This window comes from Micromonospora sp. NPDC023956, from assembly GCF_040639195.1.
In the GTDB taxonomy this organism is placed as follows: domain Bacteria; phylum Actinomycetota; class Actinomycetes; order Mycobacteriales; family Micromonosporaceae; genus Micromonospora.
On sequence record NZ_JBEZZN010000010.1, the window covers coordinates 1 to 19,066 of the forward strand.

The window sequence follows — 19,066 nt, forward strand, 5'->3', positions numbered from 1 at the left end:
CTTGCCGGTCTGGCCCACCTGGAACTGGTGCGGGTAGTAGCCGGAGTCGACGGCGGCCCGGGACGCCCCGACCGCGCCGCCGAGCAGGTCGGCCAGCTCCTCGACCAGCTTGAAGTTGTCGGCGTTGCCCACGCCCCGGCCGCCGGAGACGACAACCGACGCCTCCGTCAGCTCCGGCCGGGAACCCTTCTGCTCGGCGACCCGCTCGACCACCTTGGCCAGCTTGTCGGTGTCGGTGACCTGCACGGTGAGCTGCTCGACCGCCGGGGTGGCCGGCGCGGCGACCGGGTTGACCGAGTTCGGCCGGACGGTGACCAGCGGCAGGCCCTTGGTGACCTTGGACTTGACGATGGTGGAGCCGGCGAAGGCGACCTGGGTGGCGGTGCCGTCGGCGGCGAGGTCGACCACGTCGGTCAGGATGCCGTTGTCCAGCTTGACCGCGAGGCGGGCGGCGATCTCCTTGCCCTCCTGGGCGGACGCGAGCAGCACGGCGGCCGGCTGCACCCGGCCGACCAGCTCGGCCAGGACGGTGGCCTTCGGGGCCACCAGGTAGCCGTCGATCTCCTCGCTTTCGGCGGCGTAGATCTTCTCCGCGCCGTACTCACCCAGCTTGCCGCCGAGTGCCTCGGCCGCGCCGGGGCCGCCGAGCACCACCGCGGCGGGGGTGCCCAGCTGGCGGGCGAGGGTGAGCATCTCGAGGGTGACCTTCTTGACGCCGAACTCCCGAGTGGCTTCGACGACGACGAGAACCTCAGACATCTACCCGACCCCTCACACGAACTTCTCGGTGGCGAGGAACTCGACCAGCTTGACGCCGCCCTCGCCCTCGTCGGTGACCTTCGCCCCACCGGAGCGCGGCGGACGCTTGCTGTGCTCCAACACCGTGCTGGTCGCCCCGTCGAAACCCACCTCGGCCGCCGCGACCCCCAGATCCGCCAGGGACAACGTCTGCACCGGCTTCTTCTTCGCCGCCATGATCCCCTTGAACGACGGATACCGCGGCTCGTTGATGGTGTCCCACACGGAAACCACCGCCGGAGTCGAGGCGGTCACCACCTCGAAACCCTCCTCCGTCTGCCGCTCGACGGTCAACGACCCGCCGTCCACGGTCAGCTTCCGCGCACCGGTGAGCGCCGCGACACCCAACCGCTCCGCGAGCATGTGCGGCAACACCTGAACCCGACCATCGGTCGACTCCGCCCCACACAGAACCAGATCCGCGCCGAGCGTGCCCAGAGCCGCCGCGAGAACCCTCGACGTGGCCACCGCGCAGGAACCGTGCAACGCGTCGTCCACCACATGCACCGCCTTGTCCGGACCCATGGACAGCGCCTTACGGATCGACTCCGTCGCCCGATCCGGACCCATCGTCAGGATCGTGACCTCACCACCGTGCGCCTCCTTGATCTTCAGCGCCTCCTCGATGGCGTACTCGTCCATCTCATTGATCACATTGTTCGCCGAACCACGGTCGACGGTGTTGTCGTCACTACGCAGATTCCGATCCGCGCCCGAATCAGGCACCTGCTTGACGAGTACGACGATGTTCATCGCGATTCGACGACCCTCCTGTGTTGATGGCGTTGCTCGCCCGCTCCCGGGCGCAGCCTCGCGCGTTCCGTTGGCACCGGTCAACCGCGGGCTGCTGTGCAGTTGCCCACGCGACAATGTTACCTGTCAGTAGCATCACGCCCCGGCCCGACCTCAGCGTGACACAGCTCACCGAACCACCGCCGAGGAGCTACAGTCGTGAATCGGGAGGTATTACGACATGTCAGGGCAGGACGGCGAGGTGTTGTCGCAGGTCGCTCCCGGTACGCCCCCGGCCGGCGCCCCGGCCGCGCACCCGCCGGCCATCTGCCGACGGGTCCCCCCGACGGCGTACCGGTGCGCCTGCGGGCGGTTGCGGGAACGCTGCGTCCGGCTCGCCGTCCGGGCACTCTGGGCACCCGGACGGCTCGCTCCGGCCCGTCCCGCCGGGGCGTGAACCGGCCCCGGCCGCTCCACCGGGCGTTCAGTCCGCCGCGTCCAGCACCGCCCTGATCCGGCCGATCGCCAGTTGCTCGGCCGGGTCGACCCCTCGGTGCGCCCGAGCCGCCCGGTCCGCGGCGGTCAGCACCACGGTCCGGTACGCGGCCACCTCGTCCGGGGCCTTCTCCCGCAGGATCGCCATCGCCCGCCCGAGCGCGGTCAGCGCGGCCTGCTCCACCTGCTGCGCCGACCCCTCGGGCAGTCGCGGCAGCGGACCGGTGGTGAGGGCGTTCCGCACCATCCCGCTGGTGCCGGCGATCACCCCGGACGCGGCGAAGCTCTCCCGGACCAGGGCGAACAGCCCCGGATCGGCGTTCGACACCAGGAGGACGGCACCGAACGCACCGGTCTTGAGGGTCAGTTTCTCCTCGGCCGTCAGCGACTGGTCCATGATCACGGAGTGTAGACGTACGGCGTCGTCGTGGTGACCGGGACGAAGCCCAGCCGCTCGAGGATCGGCCGGCTCTCGGCGGAGGCGTCCACCTGGAGCAGCGTGCGCTCGCGCTGCGCCGCCAGCCGGGCCCGGTGGGCGACCAGCGCCCGGTAGACGCCGCGCCGCCGCCACGCCGGCAGCGTCGAGCCGCCCCAGAGGGTAGCGAAGCCGGTGCCCGCGACGTAGCGGATCCAGCCGGCGCTGACCACCGTCGCCTCCGCCTCGGCCACCACCACGGTGATCGACTGGGGGTCGGTGGCGATCTCCCGGGCCAGCCCGTCGACCAGGTGCCCCCGGTCCTCGCCCCAGACCTCCGCCTCCATCGCCGCGATCCGTTCCAGGTCGGCCCGGTCGGTGACCTCCCGCAGGCGGACCCCCTCGGGCACCACCGGGACCGCCGCCGCCAGCGGCGCGACCGGGCCGACCACCACGGTCTCCGGCTCCTCCGGGACGAACCCGGCCGCGCGGAGCCGGTCGGCCAGGTCCGCCGGCTCGTCGTGCCCGTACGCCTTCCACTCGACGGCCTCACCCCGCTGGCGGAACAGCTCCCGCTGCCGGACGATCAGCGCATCCAGGTCCGCGCCGGTCAGCCCGCCCAGGTCCCGGTACGTCAGGAAGCCCCGGTGGTCCAGGCCGAGGATCCGGATCAGCGGACCGTCCCGCTCCACGGTCACCCCGTCCGGCACCGGCTCCGGGATGTCCGGTCGCAACTGCCGGTCGTACGCCGTCCGCAGGATCGTCGCGTCAAGATCGCTCATCGGTCCAGGCTACGTCCGGGGTCGACCCGATAATGGCGGTGTGTGGCAGGCGATCATGCGGTGGTTCGACCCGCAGGAGATGCGGACGGTCGGCACCCGCCCGGACTACCGCTTCTCCCTGGCCAACGAACGCACCTTCCTGGCCTGGCTGCGGACCGGGCTGGCCCTGATCGCCGGTGGGCTCGCCGCCGCCCAGTTCCTGCCCCCGCTGCCCGTGGCCCACCTGCGCGAGGTGATCGCGGTCGCACTGCTGCTGCTCGGCGGCACGGTGGCCGTCCGGGCGGTGGACCACTGGGCGCGTACCGAACGGGCCATCCGGCTCGGCGAGGACCTGCCCGCCTCCCGGTTCCCGGCCGTCCTCGCGCTGGCGGTCGGGCTCGGCGCGATCCTGCTGGTGGTGGCGGTACTGGTCCGGGCGGTCGGACGCCGGTGACCGCCGACCCGGGGCTGCAACCCGAGCGGACCCGGCTCGCCTGGCGGCGGACCGCACTGGCGCTCACCGTGGTCACCGTGCTGGCCGTCCGGCTGGCCGTGGCCGGTGGCGTGGCCGGGGCGCTGGTCGCCGGGCTCGCCGTGCTCACCTGGGGCGCGGCGCTGACGCTGTGCTGGCGGCGGGGCACCGGGACCGGCCGACCACCGACCGGCGGGCTCCCCGTGCCGCTGACCGCCCTGGCCGCGGCAGGGTACGCCCTGCTCGGCGCGGTGCTCGTCCTGCGGACGCTGTGGTGACCTGCGGGGAGTGCGTCATGATTGGTGGATGGTCCGGGTCTTCCTCCTCATCGTCGCGGCCCAGGTGGTCCTCGCCGCGCTGGCGCTGATCGACTGCCTGTCCGCCGAGAAGCACCAGGTCCGCGCGGTGCCCCGCGCCGTCTGGGTGCCGGTGCTGCTGCTGGTGCCCCTGCTCGGTCCGGTCGCCTGGTTCCTCGCCGGCCGGCCCGCGCCCGCCCCGAGCGGGCCGCGCCCCGCGCCCCGGCGGGGGCCCTCGGCGCCGGACGACGACCCCGACTTCCTCAGGTCGATCGCGGACGTACGGCGGCAGGAGGACGAGGACCTCTTCCGCCGTTGGGAGGACGACCTGCGGCGACGCGAACGGGACCTGCGCGGGGACCACGAACCGGGACCGGCCGCCGACGGCCAGCGCAGCCCCCGCGACCCCGACCGGGCGGACGCCCCGGACCGGCACACCGACCCGGACCAGACCAGCTGACCGTCCGGCCGGGTGCCGGCGGTGGGCACGACCTTGGCGGCGCACCCGACCGGACGGTGAGCGGGAGACTCTCCCGGTGGTCGGCGGTCAGGCCAGCGTCGACGAGCGGGGGTACGAGTCGGTCGGGTCGGTGATCACGTTGACCAGGTACGGCACCCCGGCGTCGAAGGCCCGCTCCAGGGCCGCGCCCAGGTCGGCGGCCTTGGTCACCGTCTCGCCGGCTCCGCCCATCGCGGCGACCACCTGGTCGTAGCGGAGTTCGGGCTGGAGGTCGGCGGCGATGTCGTAGCCGTACATGGCGCGCATCGGGTGCTTCTCCAGGCCCCAGATGCCGTTGTTGCCCACCACCATCACCACCGGGAGCTTCTGCCGGACCAGCGACTCGACGTCCATCAGTGAGAAGCCGGCCGCGCCGTCGCCCATCAGCACACAGACCTGCCGGTCCGGGTGGGTGATCCGGGCCCCCATCGCGTACCCCATGCCGGTGCCGAGGCAGCCGTACGGGCCGGGATCGAGCCAGGTGCCGGGCTGGGCCGGCTCCAGGTAGCGGCCGGCGTACGAGACGAAGTCGCCGCCGTCGCCGATGGTGATCGCGTCCCGGGCGAGCACCCGACGCAGTTCGCCGTAGATCCGGGCCGGGCGGATCGGGTCGGTCTCGGCGGCCATCTCCTCGGCGTCACGCGCCTTGGCCGCGTCCTCCTTGACCCGCAGCTGCGCGATCCAGTCGGCGTGGTCGACCCGGTCACCGGCGTGGTCGGCCAGCGCGGTGAGGATCAGCCGCAGGTCACCGGCGGGCGAGACGGCCGTCTCCACGTGCCCGGCGCGCTGGCTCGGCGCGTCGACGACGTGCACCACCTGCGCGTCGCCGAAGTCGCCGAAGCTGAGCCGGAAGTCCAGCGGGGTGCCGATCACCACCACCACGTCGGCTCCGGAGAGCGCGGCCCGCCGGGCCTTGACGAACGCGAGGGGATGCTCCGGCGGGAGCGCGCCGCGTCCCATGCCGTTGGTGAAGACGGGTACGCCGAGCGCCTCGGCCGCCGCCCGCAGCGCGTCGACCGCGTCGCCGGACCAGACGTCCGATCCGGCGACGATCACCGGGCGCTGGGCTCCGGCGATCAACGCGGCGGCACGGGCCACCTCGTCCGGGTCGGCCTCCAGCGGGGCGGGCGCCGCGCCGCTGGGCCGGTCGGCCTCCCCGACCGAGAAGACCACCTCCAGCGGAAGGTCGAGGAAGGCCGGCCCGCGGTGCGGGGTGAGCGCGGTGTCCAGCGCGGCGGCGACCATCCGGGGGATGTCGTCGGTGCTGAAGATCGTCTCGGCGTGCTTGGTGACCGGACGGACCAGCGGGAGATGGTCCATCTCCTGGAGGCTGCCCGAGCCCCAGCGGAAGGCCGGGGCCCGGCCGCCGAGCACCAGCACCGGCGAGGCGTTGAAGAAGGCGCTGGTCAGGCCGGAGATGCCGTTGGTGACGCCCGGACCGGCGGTGAGCACGGCGAGGCCGGGGCGGCGCTGGAGCTTGGCCACCGCCTCGGCCGCGAAGACCGCCGACTGCTCGTGCCGCACGTCGTAGACCGGGAAGTCGATCTTGTGCGCGGCGTCGTAGAGCGGGAACACGTGCCCGCCGGAGAGGGTGAACATCTCGCGTACGCCGTAGGCGCGCAGCGCCGCCAGCGCCAACTCCCCGCCGTGCCCCTCGATCCGCTCCGTCATCGCCGCCCCTCTCGTCGCGTGGCCGGTCCGAGGTTACCGGTCGGTCACCTGGAACGTGAAGAAGCTTCGGCGCGGCGTGTCAGCGACCGGTGAACCTCGGCTTGCGCTTCTCCACGAACGCGGTCATGCCCTCGAGGCGGTCGTCGGTGGCGAAGAGCCCCGCAAAGAGCTGACTCTCCCAGGCCAGACCGGAGTTCAGGTCCATGTCGAGGCCGGCGTCGACGGCGAGCTTCGCCGCCCGCAGCGCCTGCACCGGACCGGTGAGGTAGGGCTGCACCAGCGCGACGGCGGCGAGGTAGACGTCGGCGGCCGGGACGACCCGGTCGGCCAGCCCGATCCGCAGCGCCTCCTGGGCGTCGACCATCCGGCCGGACATGATCAAATCCTTGGCGCGGGCCGGGCCGACCAGTCGGGCCAGCCGCTGGGTGCCGCCGGCACCGGGGATGATGCCCAGCTTGATCTCCGGCTGACCGAGCTTGGCGTCCTCGGCCACCACCCGCCAGTCGCACGCCAGCGCCAGCTCGCAGCCGCCGCCGAGGGCGTACCCGGTGATCGCGGCGACCACCGGCTTCGGGATCCGGGTGAACGCGGTGAGCGCGCTGGAGAGGCGGGCGGAGCGCTCCAGCATGTCCACGTAGGACATGTCGGCCATCTCCTTGATGTCCGCCCCGGCGGCGAAGACCTTCTCCCCGCCGTACACGATGACGGCGCGGACCTCGGGGTCGTCGGCGGCGGCCGTGGCGGCCTCGCGCAACTCCTCCTGGACCTGGACGTTGAGCGCGTTCATCGGCGGCCGGTCCAGCCGGATGGTGCCGATGCCGTCCTTGGTCTCCAGCCGAACGAACTCGCCCATACTGCCCTCACTTCCTCGTCGAAGTCGCGTGCCAACCTTACGGCGCGGGTCGTTGGGGTAGATAGTCTGGTGTCAGCTCCGTCACCGGGAGTCGCGATGGTCATGTTCTACGACGACAGGTCGGTGCAGGTAACCTCGACCGCCGTCCGGGTCGACGGGCAGCGCTTCCCGCTCGCCGAGATCAGCGAGGTCTGGCACCAGCGGGGCAGCCGCTCCTGGCGGGTGGTCGCCGGGCGGGGTGCGATCGGCGCGGCGATGGCCGGGCCGCTGGTGGCCGCCGTACTCGGCATCGCCCTGGCGATCTGGCTGCACCGGTCGTGGACCGTCACCATCGCGATCGTCGGCGCGTCGGTGCTGGTCGGGCTCGCCGTCGGCCCGGTCGCCGACGTCCTCTTCGAACACCTCGACCGCTCGTACGCCCGGGGCAGCCGAGAGCGGGAGATCTGGATCCGCTGGCAGGGCCGCCCGGTCCGGCTGGTCCGCACCGCCGACGCGCTCCGCTTCGGGCAGATCTACCGGGCCCTGCAACGGGCGATGGAACGCGGCCATCCGGTCCGCCCGCGCTGATCCGGGTCCACAGCGGACGCGCCGACCGCGGGAGCGGGGCTGCCGAACGTGCCCGCACCGGGTGTACTGAAGAGATGACGCTCTATTACCAGGACGACACGGTGCAGGTGACCTCCGAGTCGATCCGGGTGGACGGGCACATCCTGCGGCTACCCGAGATCACCTACGTCTGGCACGCCCGGGGACGGAGCACCCTCGGGCAGCACTCCCGCAAACTCGGCCGGGGCGTCCTGGTCCTGCTGCTCTCCCTGCCCCCACTGGTGGCACTGCTCTGCGTCATCTCGCTGGCCTGGTCGGCGCAGGACCGGGGGAACTGGACGCTGGCACTGATCGTCGTGGCCGCCTTCGTCGTCGGCGCGCTGGTGCTCGCCCCCTTCCTGGAACTGCCGCTGAGCTGGCTGGACCGCTCCTACGAACGCGGCGACCGGATGCACGAACTCTGGGTGCAGCACCGGGGGCACGACATCCTACTGCTGAGCAGCCCGGACGCGCTCCGGTTCGGGCAGATCTACCGGGCCGTGCAGCGCGCCGTCGAACAGCAGGGGGACGTCTGATCCCCCGCCCGTCCGCCCGGACCGGGTCCGGGGCCCCCGCCCGTCCGCCCGGACCGGGCCCGGCCCCCGCTCGTCAGCAAGCGCGGGCCGGGCGCCCCGGCACGCCGCCCACCGACCGCTGGGCGGCGGTTGTGGCGGTCGCGCCGCACACTTGGACGCATGGTGATTCCCCTCCCCCGCCCGTCCGCCGTCCTCGGGATGACCGGTGACGCCGCCTCCCGGGCTGCCGGGCTGACCCGGGCCGCGGTCGACCAGGCGCTCGGCTCGGCGGTGTCGCTCGCGGCCGTGCCGACGCGCGCCTTCGCGGTGCTCGATGCCGTCGAAACGTTGGTGACCAGGATCAACGGGGTGGTGGACCGGATCGAGCAGACCCTGGACCGGACGGACCAGGTGCTCACCGACGCCGAGTCGGCCGTCCGGGAGGTGGCGGTGATCAGCGCCGCCGCGACCACCGCGATCGACAACGCCACCGAGGTCGCCGCGAAGGCAGCCGTGGTGGTCGCCGGGGCCGAGCAGGTGGCGGGGGCGGCGGCCACGGTGGTCGCCGAGGCGGAGGTGGTCGCCGGGCGGGCAGCCGGCACGGTGGAGACGGCGGGGGTGGCCGCCGCCACCGCCGGGGAACTCCTGACCGCGTACGAGCCGGTGCTGCGGCGGGCCGCGCCGATGGCCGCGCGGTTCGTGGAGCAGCTCAGCCACGAGGAGGTGACCGCCGCGATCCGTCTCGTCGACGAGCTACCCAAGCTCAAGGAGCACCTGACCGCCGACATCCTGCCGATCCTGGCCACCCTGGACCGGGTCGGACCGGACCTGCACGACCTGCTCGACGTGACCCGGGACCTGAAACTCGCCGTGGCCGGCATCCCGGGCCTGGGCATGCTCCGCCGCCGGGGCGAACGGCGCACCGACGACCAGGTCGACTAGCTCTCGCGCATGCTGGTGCCGACAACAGCGGGTTGTTCACGCTGAGTAACCCCCCCGCCGACCCACCCCACACCCCGCGCACCCTTTGCTCTGCACCCCTGCACGCACCAGACACCCTCGGTGAGCAGCGACTCCCCAGACCGAAATCATCGACCCGCCAAGAACGCTGCTCAGCGGGGGTGTCGCGTATCCGGTTGCAGAGCAAAGGGAACTTCGGGGAAGGCGTCGATCGGCAGGGGATCACCCAGCGCGAGAAATCACCATCATCCCGATCACGGACACGAAGCGTAACCGTGCGGCGGGCATCGACCACCCTTGGCCGGGGGTGGTGGCGGAGCCGGCCAGGAGCCGAGCGTCGCGCGGATGGTCTGCCGCACGACCATCCGGCCGGGCCGTGCCCGGGGATACCGTCGCACCGACCGTTCGTCCCGCCGGTCGGTCCGGGTGTCAGGCGTCGGTGGTCAGGTCCCGGACGTGTCGCCGTGCGGGACGACCGTCGACCGTGATCTCGCCGACCGGGGTGAACCCGGTGCGCCGGAGAACCGCGAGCGACCCGACGTTCCGCAGGTCAGCCGAGGCGAACAGCCGACGCAGCCGGTAGCGGTCGCGGGCCAGTGCGCAGACGGCCCGGACCCCGTCGCTCGCCACACCCCGTCCCGTCGCCCGTTCCGCCACCCGGAAGCCCAGCTCGGCGCTGCCGTCGGCGATGTCCACCAGGTTGAACCGGGCCAGCACGGTGCCGTCGTCGTCGACCAGGACGTGGAAGCGGCATCCGCCGTCGACCTGCTCCGCCAGCAGCTCCGCGTGCCGGGCGGTGAATCCGGCGAAGTAGTCGTCGCCCCGGTCCGGCACGAACCGCGCGAAGTACGCCCGGTTCTCCCGCTCGAAGCGGAGCAGGGCGGCGGCGTGACGCAGTTCGAGCTGCTGGAGTTCGGGCACCGCGCCACCGTACCGGCCCGACCGGCCGGGATCCCGAGGGCGGAACGCGGCCCCCGGGGGCGGTCACGGGGCCGCCGACGACCGGGGCTCAGCGCGCGTGAAGCTCGTCGATCTCGGCGCGGTGCGGGAGGGCCACCGAGGCGCCGAGCCGGCGGGTGCAGGCCGCGCCGGCCGCCGCCGCCCAGCGGACCGCGTCGAGCAGGTCGCGCCCCTCGCCCCAGGCCACCGCGAGGGCGGCGGTGAACGCGTCACCCGCCGCGGTGGAGTCGACCACGTCGACCGTGACCGCCGGAACGTGCGTGGCCGGGCCGTCCCGGTCGACGTACCACGCGCCCTGGGCACCGAGGGTGAGGACCGCCCGGGGCGCCAGGTCCAGCAGCGCCTCCGGCGCGGCACGGCCCCGCCCGGTGAGCGCCGTGGCCTCCACCTCGTTGACCACCAGCAGGTCGACCAGGTCCAGCAGCTCCTGCGGCACCTGCCGGGCCGGTGCCGCGTTGAGGACGAACCGGGTGCCGGCCGACCGCGCGGCCACGGCCGCCTCGGTCACCGTCTCCACCGGGATCTCCAGCTGTGCCACCATGACGTCGGCGTCCCGCACGGCGGCCAGCTCGGCGGCGGTGAGCCCGGTGAGGGAGGCGTTCGCGCCCGGCGTGACCAGGATCTGGTTCTCGCCGTCGGCGTTGACCATGACCAGCGCCACGCCGGACGGGCCGTACGTCACCCGGAGCTGACTGGTGTCCACTCCGGCTGCGGTGATCCGGGCCCGCAGGGTGACCCCGAAGGCGTCCGATCCGATCGCGCCGAGGAAGGCGCAGGATGCGCCCGCGCGGACGGCGGCGATGGCCTGGTTGGCGCCCTTGCCACCGGGCACCATCACGAAGTCGGTGCCGAGCACGGTCTCCCCGACCCGGGGCAGCGCGGGCGCCGTCCCGACCAGGTCCATGTTCGCGCTGCCCACCACCACGACCCGGGTCTGCGGCACGGAAGGTCTCCGGACGGTCAGGCGGCGCGGGCGGTGAAGCGCTCGCCGGAACGCTCGACCACCAGCGGCAGTCCGAAGGTCTTGGAGAGGTTGTCGCTGGTCAGCGTGGCACCGAGCAGGCCCTGGGCGACGACGCCCCCCTCGCGGAGCAGCAGCGCGTGGGTGAAGCCCGGCGGGATCTCCTCGACGTGGTGGGTGACCAGCACCAGCGCGGGCGCGTCCGGGTCGTACGCCAGCTCGGCCAACCGGGCGACCAGGTCCTCCCGGCCGCCCAGGTCGAGCCCGGCGGCCGGCTCGTCCAGGAGCAGCAGCTCCGGGTCGGTCATCAGGGCTCGGGCGATCTGCACCCGCTTGCGCTCCCCCTCGGAGAGGGTGCCGTAGCCACGGTTGGCGAGGTGCGCGACACCGAGCTGGCCGAGCAGGGCACGGGCCCGGACCTCGTCGGTACGGTCGTAGCTCTCCCGCCACCGGCCGACCACCGACCAGGCGGCGGTGACCACCACGTCGGTGACCTTCTCCTCGGTCGGGATCCGTTCGGCCAGGGCCGCGGTGGAGAGCCCGATGCGGGTACGCAACTCGGTGAGGTCGGTGCGCCCGATCCGCTCGCCGAGCACGTGGGCGGTGCCGGTGGTCGGGTGCAGCCGCCCCGCCGCCAGGTTGAGCAGGGTGGTCTTGCCGGCGCCGTTGGGGCCGAGCACCACCCAGCGCTCGTCCAGCTCGACCCGCCAGTCGAGATCCTGTAACAGCGCGGTGCCGGATCGACGTACGCCCACCGCGTCGAGGTTGACCACCAGATCCTCGTCCTGGGCCGACGATGCGGGTGCGGCGCCATCCGCGCCGGGGATCAGCTCAGCAGTCACCCATCCATCCAACCACGTGCCCGTCCCCGGGCACTCCGACGGGCGACGCGCATCACTGGCAAGACCTTGCAGGTCAGGCGCATGTGGTGAAGAATTCCTTCACATGGGGAATGCGGTCCGATCCGGCGGGTCAACCGACCGTGGAACCGAAGACCTCGTCGCGGACGGCGTCCAGGGCGGTCCGCAACGCTCCCCGCAGGATCGGCTCCTCCCTCAGCCCGGTGGGCACCACCCTCGGCCGGACCAGCGTGATCGCGGCCACCTCGTGCTGCACCCGCTCGGCAAGGGCCGCGCCGCCGGCCCGGCCGATCTCGCCGGCCAGCACCACCAGTGGCGGGTCCAGCACCACGCAGGTGCTCGCCACCCCGAGCGCCAACCGGCGGGCCAACTCGTCGAGCATCGGGCCGCCGGCCGTACCGGCCGCGATCGCCGCCCGGACGGCCCCGGCAGCGGTGACGTCGTCCGGGAAGCCGTACTCGCGGGCCACCGCGCGGACCGCCTCCGCCCCGGCCAGCTGCTGGAACGCCGGCTTGGCCCGACGGGAGACGTCCCGGGGAATCGGCGCCCCGGGCACCGGCAGGTAGCCGATCTCGCCGGCCGCACCGGTGCTGCCGTGGTGCAGCCGCCCGTTCAGCATGATCGCCAGACCGACCCCGGCGTCCACCCAGACCAGGACGAAGTCCGTCATCCCCTGGGCCGCGCCGGACTGCGCCTCGGCGACCGCGGCCAGGTTGACGTCGTTCTCGAAGACCACCGGGGTGGCCAGGTCGTCGCGGAGCGCGGCGAGCAGGCCGCGGTGCCAGCGGGGCAGGTTGAACGCGAAGGTGATGTCCCCGGTGGTCGGGTCGACCAGACCGGGGGTGCCGAGGACGACCCGGCGCACGCTCGCCATCGGCGCGCCCGCGTTCTGGGCCGCCTGCACCACCGCGTTGTGCACCACGCCCACCGGGTCGTCGGTGTCCCGGGTGGACTGCTCCACCCGGCCGATCACCGCCCCGGTGATGTCGGCGCAGGCCGCCTCCACCCGGTCCGCTCCGACGTCCACCCCGATCACGTGCGCGCTGCCCGGCCGGACGGCGTAGAGCTGCGCGTTCGGCCCGCGCCCGCCGGCCTGCTCGCCGACCCGGGTGACCAGGCCCCGCTCCTCGAGCCGCTCGACGAGCTGCGAGGCGGTGACCTTGGAGAGCCCGGTCAGCTCGCCGAGCCGGGCACGGGTGAGCGGCCCCCGTTCGAGCAGCAGCTCCAGGGCGGCGCGGTCGTTGAGCGCCCGCAACAGGCGCGGGGTGCCGGGCAGCCGCGTCGAACTCATGCCACGTCCTCTGGTTTTGGTAAACCTTGTTGATCGAATCGATCCGGGGTGACCGTAGCGTAACGGCCGGCCCCGACCCGGGTCAGCGGCCGGACGACCGGCCCGGGACCGTCGATCGGCAGGCCGGAGGACCCGGACGACGTCGAGAAGGAGATCACGTGCGGTTGGATCCAGGACTTCGTCGCCTCGCCCTCGGCACGCTGCTCGCGGCGTACCCGGGGCCGACCCCACCGCCCTGGGCACTGGACCTCCTCGGCGCGGGGCTGGCCGGTTACACCCTGTTCGGGACCAACGTCGACACTCCGGCCCAGGTCGCCGCGGCGACCGCCGCACTGCGCGACGTCCGCGCCGACGTGCTGGTCGCCATCGACGAGGAGGGCGGTGACGTCACCCGGCTGGCGCACGCCACCGGCAGTCCGTACCCGGGCAACGCCGCGCTCGGCGCGGTCGGCGACGTGGCGCTCACCCGCCGGGTCTACGCGGCGATCGGGGCGGAGCTGGCCGCGCTCGGCATCACCGTCGACCTCGCCCCGACGGTGGACGTCAACAGCGCCGACGAGAACCCGGTGATCGGCACCCGGTCGTTCGGCGCCGACCCGCTCCGGGTCGCCGCGCACTCGGCCGCCGCGGTCGACGGATTGCAGGGTGCCGGCGTCGCGGCCTGCGCCAAGCACTTCCCCGGGCACGGCGCGACCGTCGCCGACTCGCACCTGGAGCTGCCGACCGTGGACGTCCCCCTGGCCGTGCTGCGGGAACGCGACCTGCCGCCCTTCGCGGCGACCGTGGCCGCCGGCACCCGGGCGGTGATGACCGCGCACATCCGGGTTCCGGTGCTGACCGGCGACCGGCCGGCGACCTTCAGCCGGGCCGTCCTGGTCGACCTGCTCCGCCGGGAGCTGGGCTTCGCCGGCACGATCATCACCGACGCACTGGAGATGAAGGGCGCCTCGGTGGCCGCCGGCGGGGTCGGTCCGGCCGCGGTGGCCGCCCTCGCGGCCGGCGCGGACCTGCTCTGCGTCGGCGCGGAGGTCGACGCCGCACTGGTCGAACACGTGGCCGCCGAGATCGTCGCCGCGCTCGGCGACGGGCGGCTGGCCCGCGACCGGGTCGAGGAGGCGGCCGGCCGGACCGCCGACCTCGCCGCCTGGACCCGGCCCGTCGGCGGGCCCGCGCCGGACCACGGCGACCTCGGGTACGCCGCCGCGCGCCGGGCGGTCCGCGTCGAGGGGGTCGTCGCCGGGCTGGACCGGCCGCTGGTGGTCCAGGTCCACGCCACGGCCAGCATGGCCGAGGGGCGGGTGCCCTGGGGGCTCGGCCCCCACCTGTCGGACACCGAGGAGGTCCGGGTGGTGGCCGGCGAGATCGACCCGGCCGCCCTGCGGGCGCTGGCCGGGGACCGACCGGTCGTCCTGGTCGGCCGGCACCTGCACCGGCTGCCCGGCGGGGCGGAGCTGGTCGAGGGACTGGCCGCCGCCCACCCGGTGACCGTGGTGGAGATGGGCTGGCCGGGGCGCTGGCGGCCGGCCGGGGTCCGCGCCTTCGTCGCCACCTACGGGGCCAGTCACGCCAACGGCCGGGCCGCCGCGGAGGTGCTCGGCCTGGCCGGCTGACCAGCCGCCCACCCGGCCCGGACTCAGCCCAGGGAGCGGGCGTCGGGCGGCAGCGGGGTGGTGACGTCCGGCAGTCCCAGCAGCGGGCCGACCGAGGTGATCCGCAGGACCCGCTCGACCACCGGCTGGGGGTTGGCCACCCGCAGCGACCGGCCCCGTTCCCGGGCCAGACTGAACCCCTCGATCAGCACCCGCAGGCCGGTCGAGTCGAGGAAACTGACCTCGGCCAGGTCGACCAGGCACTCCTCGACGTCGGGCCGGTCCAGTACGGCGAGCAGCGCGGTCTCCAGCACGTCGACGGTGGACATGTCGACCTCACCCGCCGGGCTCAACACGACGCCACCCCGGCCGGTGTCCGCTACCCGAACCTGCATGACCGCTCACCGCCTCCGTACCGCAGCCGCGTCCGGCCTCTTGTCGCCGACCCTATCCACCGACCCGCCCCGGGCGCGTGGAACACCGGGGACCCGTACCGTGTGTCACCACCGGCCAGGGCACCAAGGACCATAAATAATCCCAGGTCAAGTCCACTTTTGGACAGCTCCACGCAGACGTTGGGGGCTTGCCGGAGACCGCGTCGACACATAGCGTTGCCTCACCGGGATGTCCGGTCGCCCGACGCCTCCTCGGACCTGGGGGGAAGAGGCCGCGGACCGTGGATCCGGCCCGGGATCCACGGTCCGCGCCGGCCCGGCCACCCGGGTCAGTCGGGGTGGACGATGTGGGAACGCCAACCCCGGTCGGCGAAGCCGGCCGCCTCGGCGACCCGGGCCGAGGCGGTGTTGCCGGGATCGTGCAGGTACGTCGGCACCGCCCCCTCGTCGAGCACCCGCCGGGCCGCCTGTGCGACCAGGCGGCGGGCCAGCCCTCGACCCCGGGCGGCCGGCACGGTGCCCACGGCCAGCTCGCGGCCGTACCGGTCGTGCCGCTTGACGCCGACCCCGGCCAGGTAGCGACCGTCGGCGTCCCGCGCCACCAGCACCTCCCGGTCGAACAGGTGCAGCCAGGCGGGGAATCCGGGATCGGCCGGTTCGGTCCACTCCCCCGCGTCGGGGAGCGCCCTGGGGGCGGTGCACCAGCGGAAGACGCCCTCCCGCAACGGCAGGCCGGGATGGCCGACCGCGCCGGGCAGCGCCGACCACAGCCGGCCGGTCGGCCCCTCCGCCGCCAGCGCCCGGACCGCCGCGACACGCTCCGGCGGCACGGAGAGCACGGCGGCACCGGGCGCGGCCACGGCGACCGCCGGCCGGAGCCGGCCGTCCCAGGCCGGGCGGGCGCGGCGCCGGGAGCCGACCACGTGCAGCCCCGGCCCGGCCGGCCACTGGCCGAGCCAGGTCACCAGATGCAGGTGCAGTCGCCTGTCGAGCACCGGATCACGGTACGGCGTGCCGGCCGCCACGGACCGGCGATCCCCGGCCGACGCCCCGGCGCCCGGACCTGAGGTGGTCCCCACGGGATTGGTTGAAGCCCGCCCGGCACGGGTACAGGCAGAGAACATCACCGATGAATGTCGACCGAATCTCCGGCGACCGACGCGGGAACCGGACGCACCAACCGCGCGTCACACCTATTTCCATAGATGGACAACTTTCTCTGGGATGGTACGGCCATGCCGAAGCAATTGATCGAACAGGACAAACGCGACACGGGACGGCTCTGGCCGACGCTCCGGGGCGACGTGTCCGCGCCATCGCAGGCGCGGTACGTCGACCGCCGGGCCCCGCAGCCGACCGACCGGTCGTGGGCCGAGGTGAACCGGCTCCCGGCGAACCTCTCCACCCGTCGCCACCTCGGCGCACACTGATCGACGTCCCACCCCGCCGACCCGCCGGAGACGCCGGGGAAACCACTGCCGACCCTCGGGGCGCGACACACCCGGACCTCGCGGGGCGGCGGTCTTAGCACACCTGTCGGGTAGGTTCTTTGCGTTCCGGCTCGGCCACCGACAGGAGAAGCTCCACCCATGGGCAAGAAGACCATCCACGTCTCCGACTTCAGCGGCACGGTCCTCGCGACCGACGACCAGGTGGTCCGCGTCGTCGTCCTGGAGCACCCGGACCTGGTGACCGGACCCGTCCAACTGGAGATCAGCCCGACCGAGGTGGAGGGCATCGACGACGCCGCGCTCGACGTCGCGGTGGTGGAGATCCACGAGCCGCACGGGGACGGCGAGCCCCGCCGGGTGGTGCTGACCGCCAGCGAGTTCGACGCGATGTCGACCGAGACGCCGATGGCACAGCTCCTGCGCACCGCCGAGCGGGTCCGCCCGCCGAAGGCCCGCAAGGCCGCCGCCGAGAAGATCGACTACGGCACCATCGAGCACGCCGGCAGGCCGCACCGGGGGCGGGTCACCGACGAGGAGGCCACCCTGGTCCGCGAACGGCTCGACGAGGTCAACAAGCGGCTCGCGGACGCCGGGCTCCGGCAGATCGACCCCGCCGACCCGGAGCACGCCGCCCGGTACGGCTTCCCCACCCCGGGCGAGGCGGACGACGCGGCCACCCCGGCCGACGCACCGGAGGCCCCCGCCCCGACCGGCCCGGACGGCGTGTCCGCCCCCACCGGACCGGACCGGCTGCCCGCCCCGGCGGCGCAGGGCGCACCGGCCTGAGACCGCCGGACCGGACGGGCTGGCGGCGACCGCGTATCGTCCTGCGGTGTGAGCGGCATACCCCATTCCCACTGCTCCGGCTGCGGCACCGCCTACCCCGACGGGGTGGGCTGGCCCCGGAACTGCACAGCCTGCGGTCACACCACCTGGCGTAACCCCCTGCCGGTGGCGGTGGCGGTCCAGCCGGTGGTCACCCCCACCGGAGTCGGCGTGGTGGTCCAGCGCCGCGACATCGAGCCCGCCCGGGGGCTTCTCGCGCTGCCGGGCGGCTTCATCGAGCACGGCGAGGAGTGGCGGGAGGCGCTCGTCCGCGAACTGCGGGAGGAGACCGGCCTGACCGGCACGGCGGCGGAGGTACGGCTCGTCGCCGTCCACAGTGCGCCGAGCGGCGGGACGATCATGATCTTCGGCGCGCTCCCGACCCGGCGACTGGAGGACCTGCCCCCGTCCACTCCCACGGCGGAGTCGACCGAGTGGCTCGTCCTCACCGAGCCGACCGAACTGGCCTTCTCCACCCACACCGAGGTGCTGACCGGCTACCTCGCCACCCAGCGCTGATCCGGTACCCGCGGCAGTCCGGCCCGTCGCCGACGCGTTCGGGCCGGCTGACCGCTGGCGTCCGGCTGCGAGGAAACAACTTGGGCCGCCGCCAGCGGCCCGCCGACCAATAGATCGCATACCATCGATTTCTCGTGCCGTCGGACGGATTGAGGACTCGATGGAGCTGAGCTACGCCTTTCTCGACATCCCCTTCTCGTTGCCGTACCACTTCGCGAGAGCCAGTCTGCTGGCCACCCGGCTGGTCCGGGTGGAACTGCGCGACGGCGACGTCCGGGGCCGTGGCGAGGCCACGCTGTTCGAGAGCCCGTTCCCCGATCCGAAGGCCGCCACCGCCGAGCAGGTGGAGCAGGCGCGGGTCGCGATCGGGCAGGGCGCCGGCCGGGAGGACCTGCTCGGCCTGCTGCCGGCCGGCGCGGCCCGCAACGCCGTCGACGCCGCCCTGTGGGACCTGGCGGCCAAGCGCAGCGGACGCCGGGTGTGGCAGACGATCGGCCTGCCCGAGCCCACCCCGGTCGAGGACATGCTCACCGTCTCGCTCGCCGACGAGACCCCGTTCGTCCAGGAACTCAAGGACAGCCAGGGACGCCGTGCCCTGAAGCTGAAGCTCGGGTCGGCGGAGGACGTCGAACGGCTGGAACTCACCCGTACCCACCGCCCCGACGCCGAACTGGTGGTGGACGTCAACTGCGGCTGGACGCCGGACCGCCTGGTGGCCATGCTGCCGGTGCTCGCCCGGCACGACGTCCGGATGGTGGAGCAGCCGGTCAGACCCGAGCACGAGGAGGCGCTGCGGGGGCTGCCCCGGCAGGTGCCCCTGATCGCGGACGAGTCCTTCTACGCCGAGGAGGACCTCCCCCGGATCGCCGAACTCTACGACGGGGTGAACATCAAGCTGGACAAGTGCGGTGGGCTCACCGCCGCGCTGCGGATCGTCGCGCAGGCCCGGCAGCGTGACCTGCGCATCATGGTCGGCTGCTTCGCGGCCACCTCGCTCGCCTCCGCCGCCGCCTTCCAGGTCGCGCACTTCGCCGAGTTCCGGGACATCGCCGGGCACCTGATCCTCACCGAGGACGTGCAGCCGTCGATGCCGTGCGTCGACGGCTGGCTCAGCCCGCCCACGCCGGAGCTGTGGGGCTGAGCGGCCACTCCGTCCGACCGGT

At 73.7% G+C, this 19,066-nt stretch carries 22 protein-coding genes and 2 pseudogenes; 12 read left to right on the forward strand and 12 right to left on the reverse strand.

Features of this window, described 5'->3' with window-relative positions; genetic code table 11:
• Both AB0F58_RS19650 and AB0F58_RS19655 read right to left on the reverse strand, forming a co-directional pair.
• The coding region (locus AB0F58_RS19650; protein ID WP_357144568.1) for an electron transfer flavoprotein subunit alpha/FixB family protein at positions 1-759 on the reverse strand (759 nt) is incomplete at its 3' end.
• A gap of 12 nt (positions 760-771) precedes the next feature.
• Complete coding sequence (locus AB0F58_RS19655) at positions 772-1,551, reverse strand: electron transfer flavoprotein subunit beta/FixA family protein (RefSeq protein ID WP_357145208.1); 780 nt, start codon at positions 1,549-1,551, stop codon at positions 772-774.
• 220 nt (positions 1,552-1,771) lie between these two features.
• On the opposite strand from AB0F58_RS19655, the gene AB0F58_RS19660 reads away from it, so the two are divergent.
• The gene (locus AB0F58_RS19660) at positions 1,772-1,987 is read left to right on the forward strand and encodes a hypothetical protein (protein ID WP_357144571.1); all 216 of its coding nucleotides are present in this window, start codon (positions 1,772-1,774) and stop codon (positions 1,985-1,987) included.
• A gap of 27 nt (positions 1,988-2,014) precedes the next feature.
• Here the strand turns inward: AB0F58_RS19660 and AB0F58_RS19665 are convergent, their stop codons facing one another.
• Positions 2,015-2,428 (reverse strand): hypothetical protein, encoded by a 414-nt coding sequence (locus AB0F58_RS19665; protein ID WP_357144574.1) that lies wholly within the window; start codon positions 2,426-2,428, stop codon positions 2,015-2,017.
• Positions 2,425-3,222, reverse strand: a complete 798-nt coding sequence (locus AB0F58_RS19670) for a GNAT family N-acetyltransferase (protein ID WP_357144577.1) — start codon at positions 3,220-3,222, stop codon at positions 2,425-2,427. Before AB0F58_RS19670 ends, AB0F58_RS19665 begins: the two co-directional genes overlap by 4 nt.
• Before the next feature lie 40 nt (positions 3,223-3,262).
• Between AB0F58_RS19670 and AB0F58_RS19675 the strand changes: the two genes are divergently transcribed.
• From AB0F58_RS19675 to AB0F58_RS19685, 3 genes and pseudogenes are all read left to right on the forward strand, one after another.
• Positions 3,263-3,655 (forward strand): DUF202 domain-containing protein, encoded by a 393-nt coding sequence (locus tag AB0F58_RS19675; RefSeq protein WP_357144579.1) that lies wholly within the window; start codon positions 3,263-3,265, stop codon positions 3,653-3,655.
• The gene (locus tag AB0F58_RS19680; RefSeq protein WP_357144581.1) at positions 3,652-3,951 is read left to right on the forward strand and encodes a DUF202 domain-containing protein; all 300 of its coding nucleotides are present in this window, start codon (positions 3,652-3,654) and stop codon (positions 3,949-3,951) included. The genes AB0F58_RS19675 and AB0F58_RS19680 overlap by 4 nt, the downstream gene beginning before the upstream one ends.
• Before the next feature lie 28 nt (positions 3,952-3,979).
• A pseudogene (locus AB0F58_RS19685) lies at positions 3,980-4,324 on the forward strand (PLDc N-terminal domain-containing protein); the annotation flags it as partial.
• A 192-nt stretch (positions 4,325-4,516) separates the two neighbouring features.
• Here the strand turns inward: AB0F58_RS19685 and AB0F58_RS19690 are convergent.
• Positions 4,517-6,139: an acetolactate synthase gene (locus AB0F58_RS19690; protein ID WP_357144584.1), complete on the reverse strand. Its 1,623-nt coding sequence runs from the start codon at positions 6,137-6,139 to the stop codon at positions 4,517-4,519.
• Between the two features lie 79 nt (positions 6,140-6,218).
• Positions 6,219-6,992: an enoyl-CoA hydratase-related protein gene (locus tag AB0F58_RS19695; RefSeq protein ID WP_357144587.1), complete on the reverse strand. Its 774-nt coding sequence runs from the start codon at positions 6,990-6,992 to the stop codon at positions 6,219-6,221.
• A 96-nt stretch (positions 6,993-7,088) separates the two neighbouring features.
• Here AB0F58_RS19695 and AB0F58_RS19700 point away from each other — a divergent pair, with 96 nt between their 5' ends.
• From AB0F58_RS19700 to AB0F58_RS19710, 3 genes are all read left to right on the forward strand, one after another.
• Positions 7,089-7,559 (forward strand): DUF6232 family protein, encoded by a 471-nt coding sequence (locus AB0F58_RS19700; RefSeq protein WP_357144589.1) that lies wholly within the window; start codon positions 7,089-7,091, stop codon positions 7,557-7,559.
• Positions 7,560-7,633: 74 nt separating this feature from the next.
• Positions 7,634-8,113 carry a DUF6232 family protein gene (locus AB0F58_RS19705; protein ID WP_357144592.1) on the forward strand — a complete coding sequence of 160 codons (480 nt, stop codon included), beginning with the start codon at positions 7,634-7,636 and terminating at the stop codon, positions 8,111-8,113.
• Between the two features lie 159 nt (positions 8,114-8,272).
• Positions 8,273-9,034, forward strand: a complete 762-nt coding sequence (locus tag AB0F58_RS19710; RefSeq protein WP_357144595.1) for a hypothetical protein — start codon at positions 8,273-8,275, stop codon at positions 9,032-9,034.
• 447 nt (positions 9,035-9,481) lie between these two features.
• On the opposite strand, the gene AB0F58_RS19715 is transcribed toward AB0F58_RS19710, so the two are convergent.
• The 4 genes from AB0F58_RS19715 to AB0F58_RS19730 all read right to left on the reverse strand — a co-directional run bounded on the left by AB0F58_RS19715 (position 9,482) and on the right by AB0F58_RS19730 (position 13,124).
• Positions 9,482-9,973 (reverse strand): GNAT family N-acetyltransferase, encoded by a 492-nt coding sequence (locus AB0F58_RS19715; protein ID WP_357144598.1) that lies wholly within the window; start codon positions 9,971-9,973, stop codon positions 9,482-9,484.
• Positions 9,974-10,061: 88 nt separating this feature from the next.
• Positions 10,062-10,955 carry a ribokinase gene (locus AB0F58_RS19720; RefSeq protein ID WP_357144601.1) on the reverse strand — a complete coding sequence of 298 codons (894 nt, stop codon included), beginning with the start codon at positions 10,953-10,955 and terminating at the stop codon, positions 10,062-10,064.
• Positions 10,956-10,972: 17 nt separating this feature from the next.
• Complete coding sequence (locus AB0F58_RS19725) at positions 10,973-11,815, reverse strand: ABC transporter ATP-binding protein (protein ID WP_357144603.1); 843 nt, start codon at positions 11,813-11,815, stop codon at positions 10,973-10,975.
• A gap of 130 nt (positions 11,816-11,945) precedes the next feature.
• On the reverse strand, positions 11,946-13,124 hold the full coding sequence (locus AB0F58_RS19730) for an ROK family transcriptional regulator (RefSeq protein WP_357144606.1): 1,179 nt from the start codon (positions 13,122-13,124) through the stop codon (positions 11,946-11,948).
• Between the two features lie 158 nt (positions 13,125-13,282).
• Here AB0F58_RS19730 and AB0F58_RS19735 point away from each other — a divergent pair, with 158 nt between their 5' ends.
• Positions 13,283-14,734: a glycoside hydrolase family 3 N-terminal domain-containing protein gene (locus AB0F58_RS19735; protein ID WP_357144609.1), complete on the forward strand. Its 1,452-nt coding sequence runs from the start codon at positions 13,283-13,285 to the stop codon at positions 14,732-14,734.
• Between the two features lie 23 nt (positions 14,735-14,757).
• Here AB0F58_RS19735 and AB0F58_RS19740 read toward each other — a convergent pair whose 3' ends face one another.
• Together AB0F58_RS19740 and AB0F58_RS19745 are read right to left on the reverse strand one after the other, a co-directional pair.
• Entirely contained in the window at positions 14,758-15,108 is a 351-nt protein-coding gene (locus AB0F58_RS19740; protein WP_357144611.1) for an STAS domain-containing protein, read from the reverse strand.
• 329 nt (positions 15,109-15,437) lie between these two features.
• A complete protein-coding gene (locus AB0F58_RS19745; RefSeq protein WP_357144614.1) occupies positions 15,438-16,103 on the reverse strand; it encodes a GNAT family N-acetyltransferase in 666 nt (221 codons plus the stop codon).
• 240 nt (positions 16,104-16,343) lie between these two features.
• On the opposite strand from AB0F58_RS19745, the gene AB0F58_RS19750 reads away from it, so the two are divergent.
• From AB0F58_RS19750 to AB0F58_RS19765, 4 genes and pseudogenes are all read left to right on the forward strand, one after another.
• Entirely contained in the window at positions 16,344-16,538 is a 195-nt protein-coding gene (locus AB0F58_RS19750) for a hypothetical protein (protein ID WP_357144617.1), read from the forward strand.
• A 159-nt stretch (positions 16,539-16,697) separates the two neighbouring features.
• Positions 16,698-17,210 (forward strand): annotated as a pseudogene (locus tag AB0F58_RS19755) (hypothetical protein); the annotation flags it as partial.
• Between the two features lie 183 nt (positions 17,211-17,393).
• Positions 17,394-17,903, forward strand: coding sequence for an NUDIX domain-containing protein (locus tag AB0F58_RS19760; protein WP_357144620.1), 510 nt, complete (start codon positions 17,394-17,396; stop codon positions 17,901-17,903).
• A 160-nt stretch (positions 17,904-18,063) separates the two neighbouring features.
• A complete protein-coding gene (locus AB0F58_RS19765) occupies positions 18,064-19,044 on the forward strand; it encodes an enolase C-terminal domain-like protein (RefSeq protein WP_357144622.1) in 981 nt (326 codons plus the stop codon).
• The last annotated feature ends 22 nt before the right edge of the window (positions 19,045-19,066 follow it).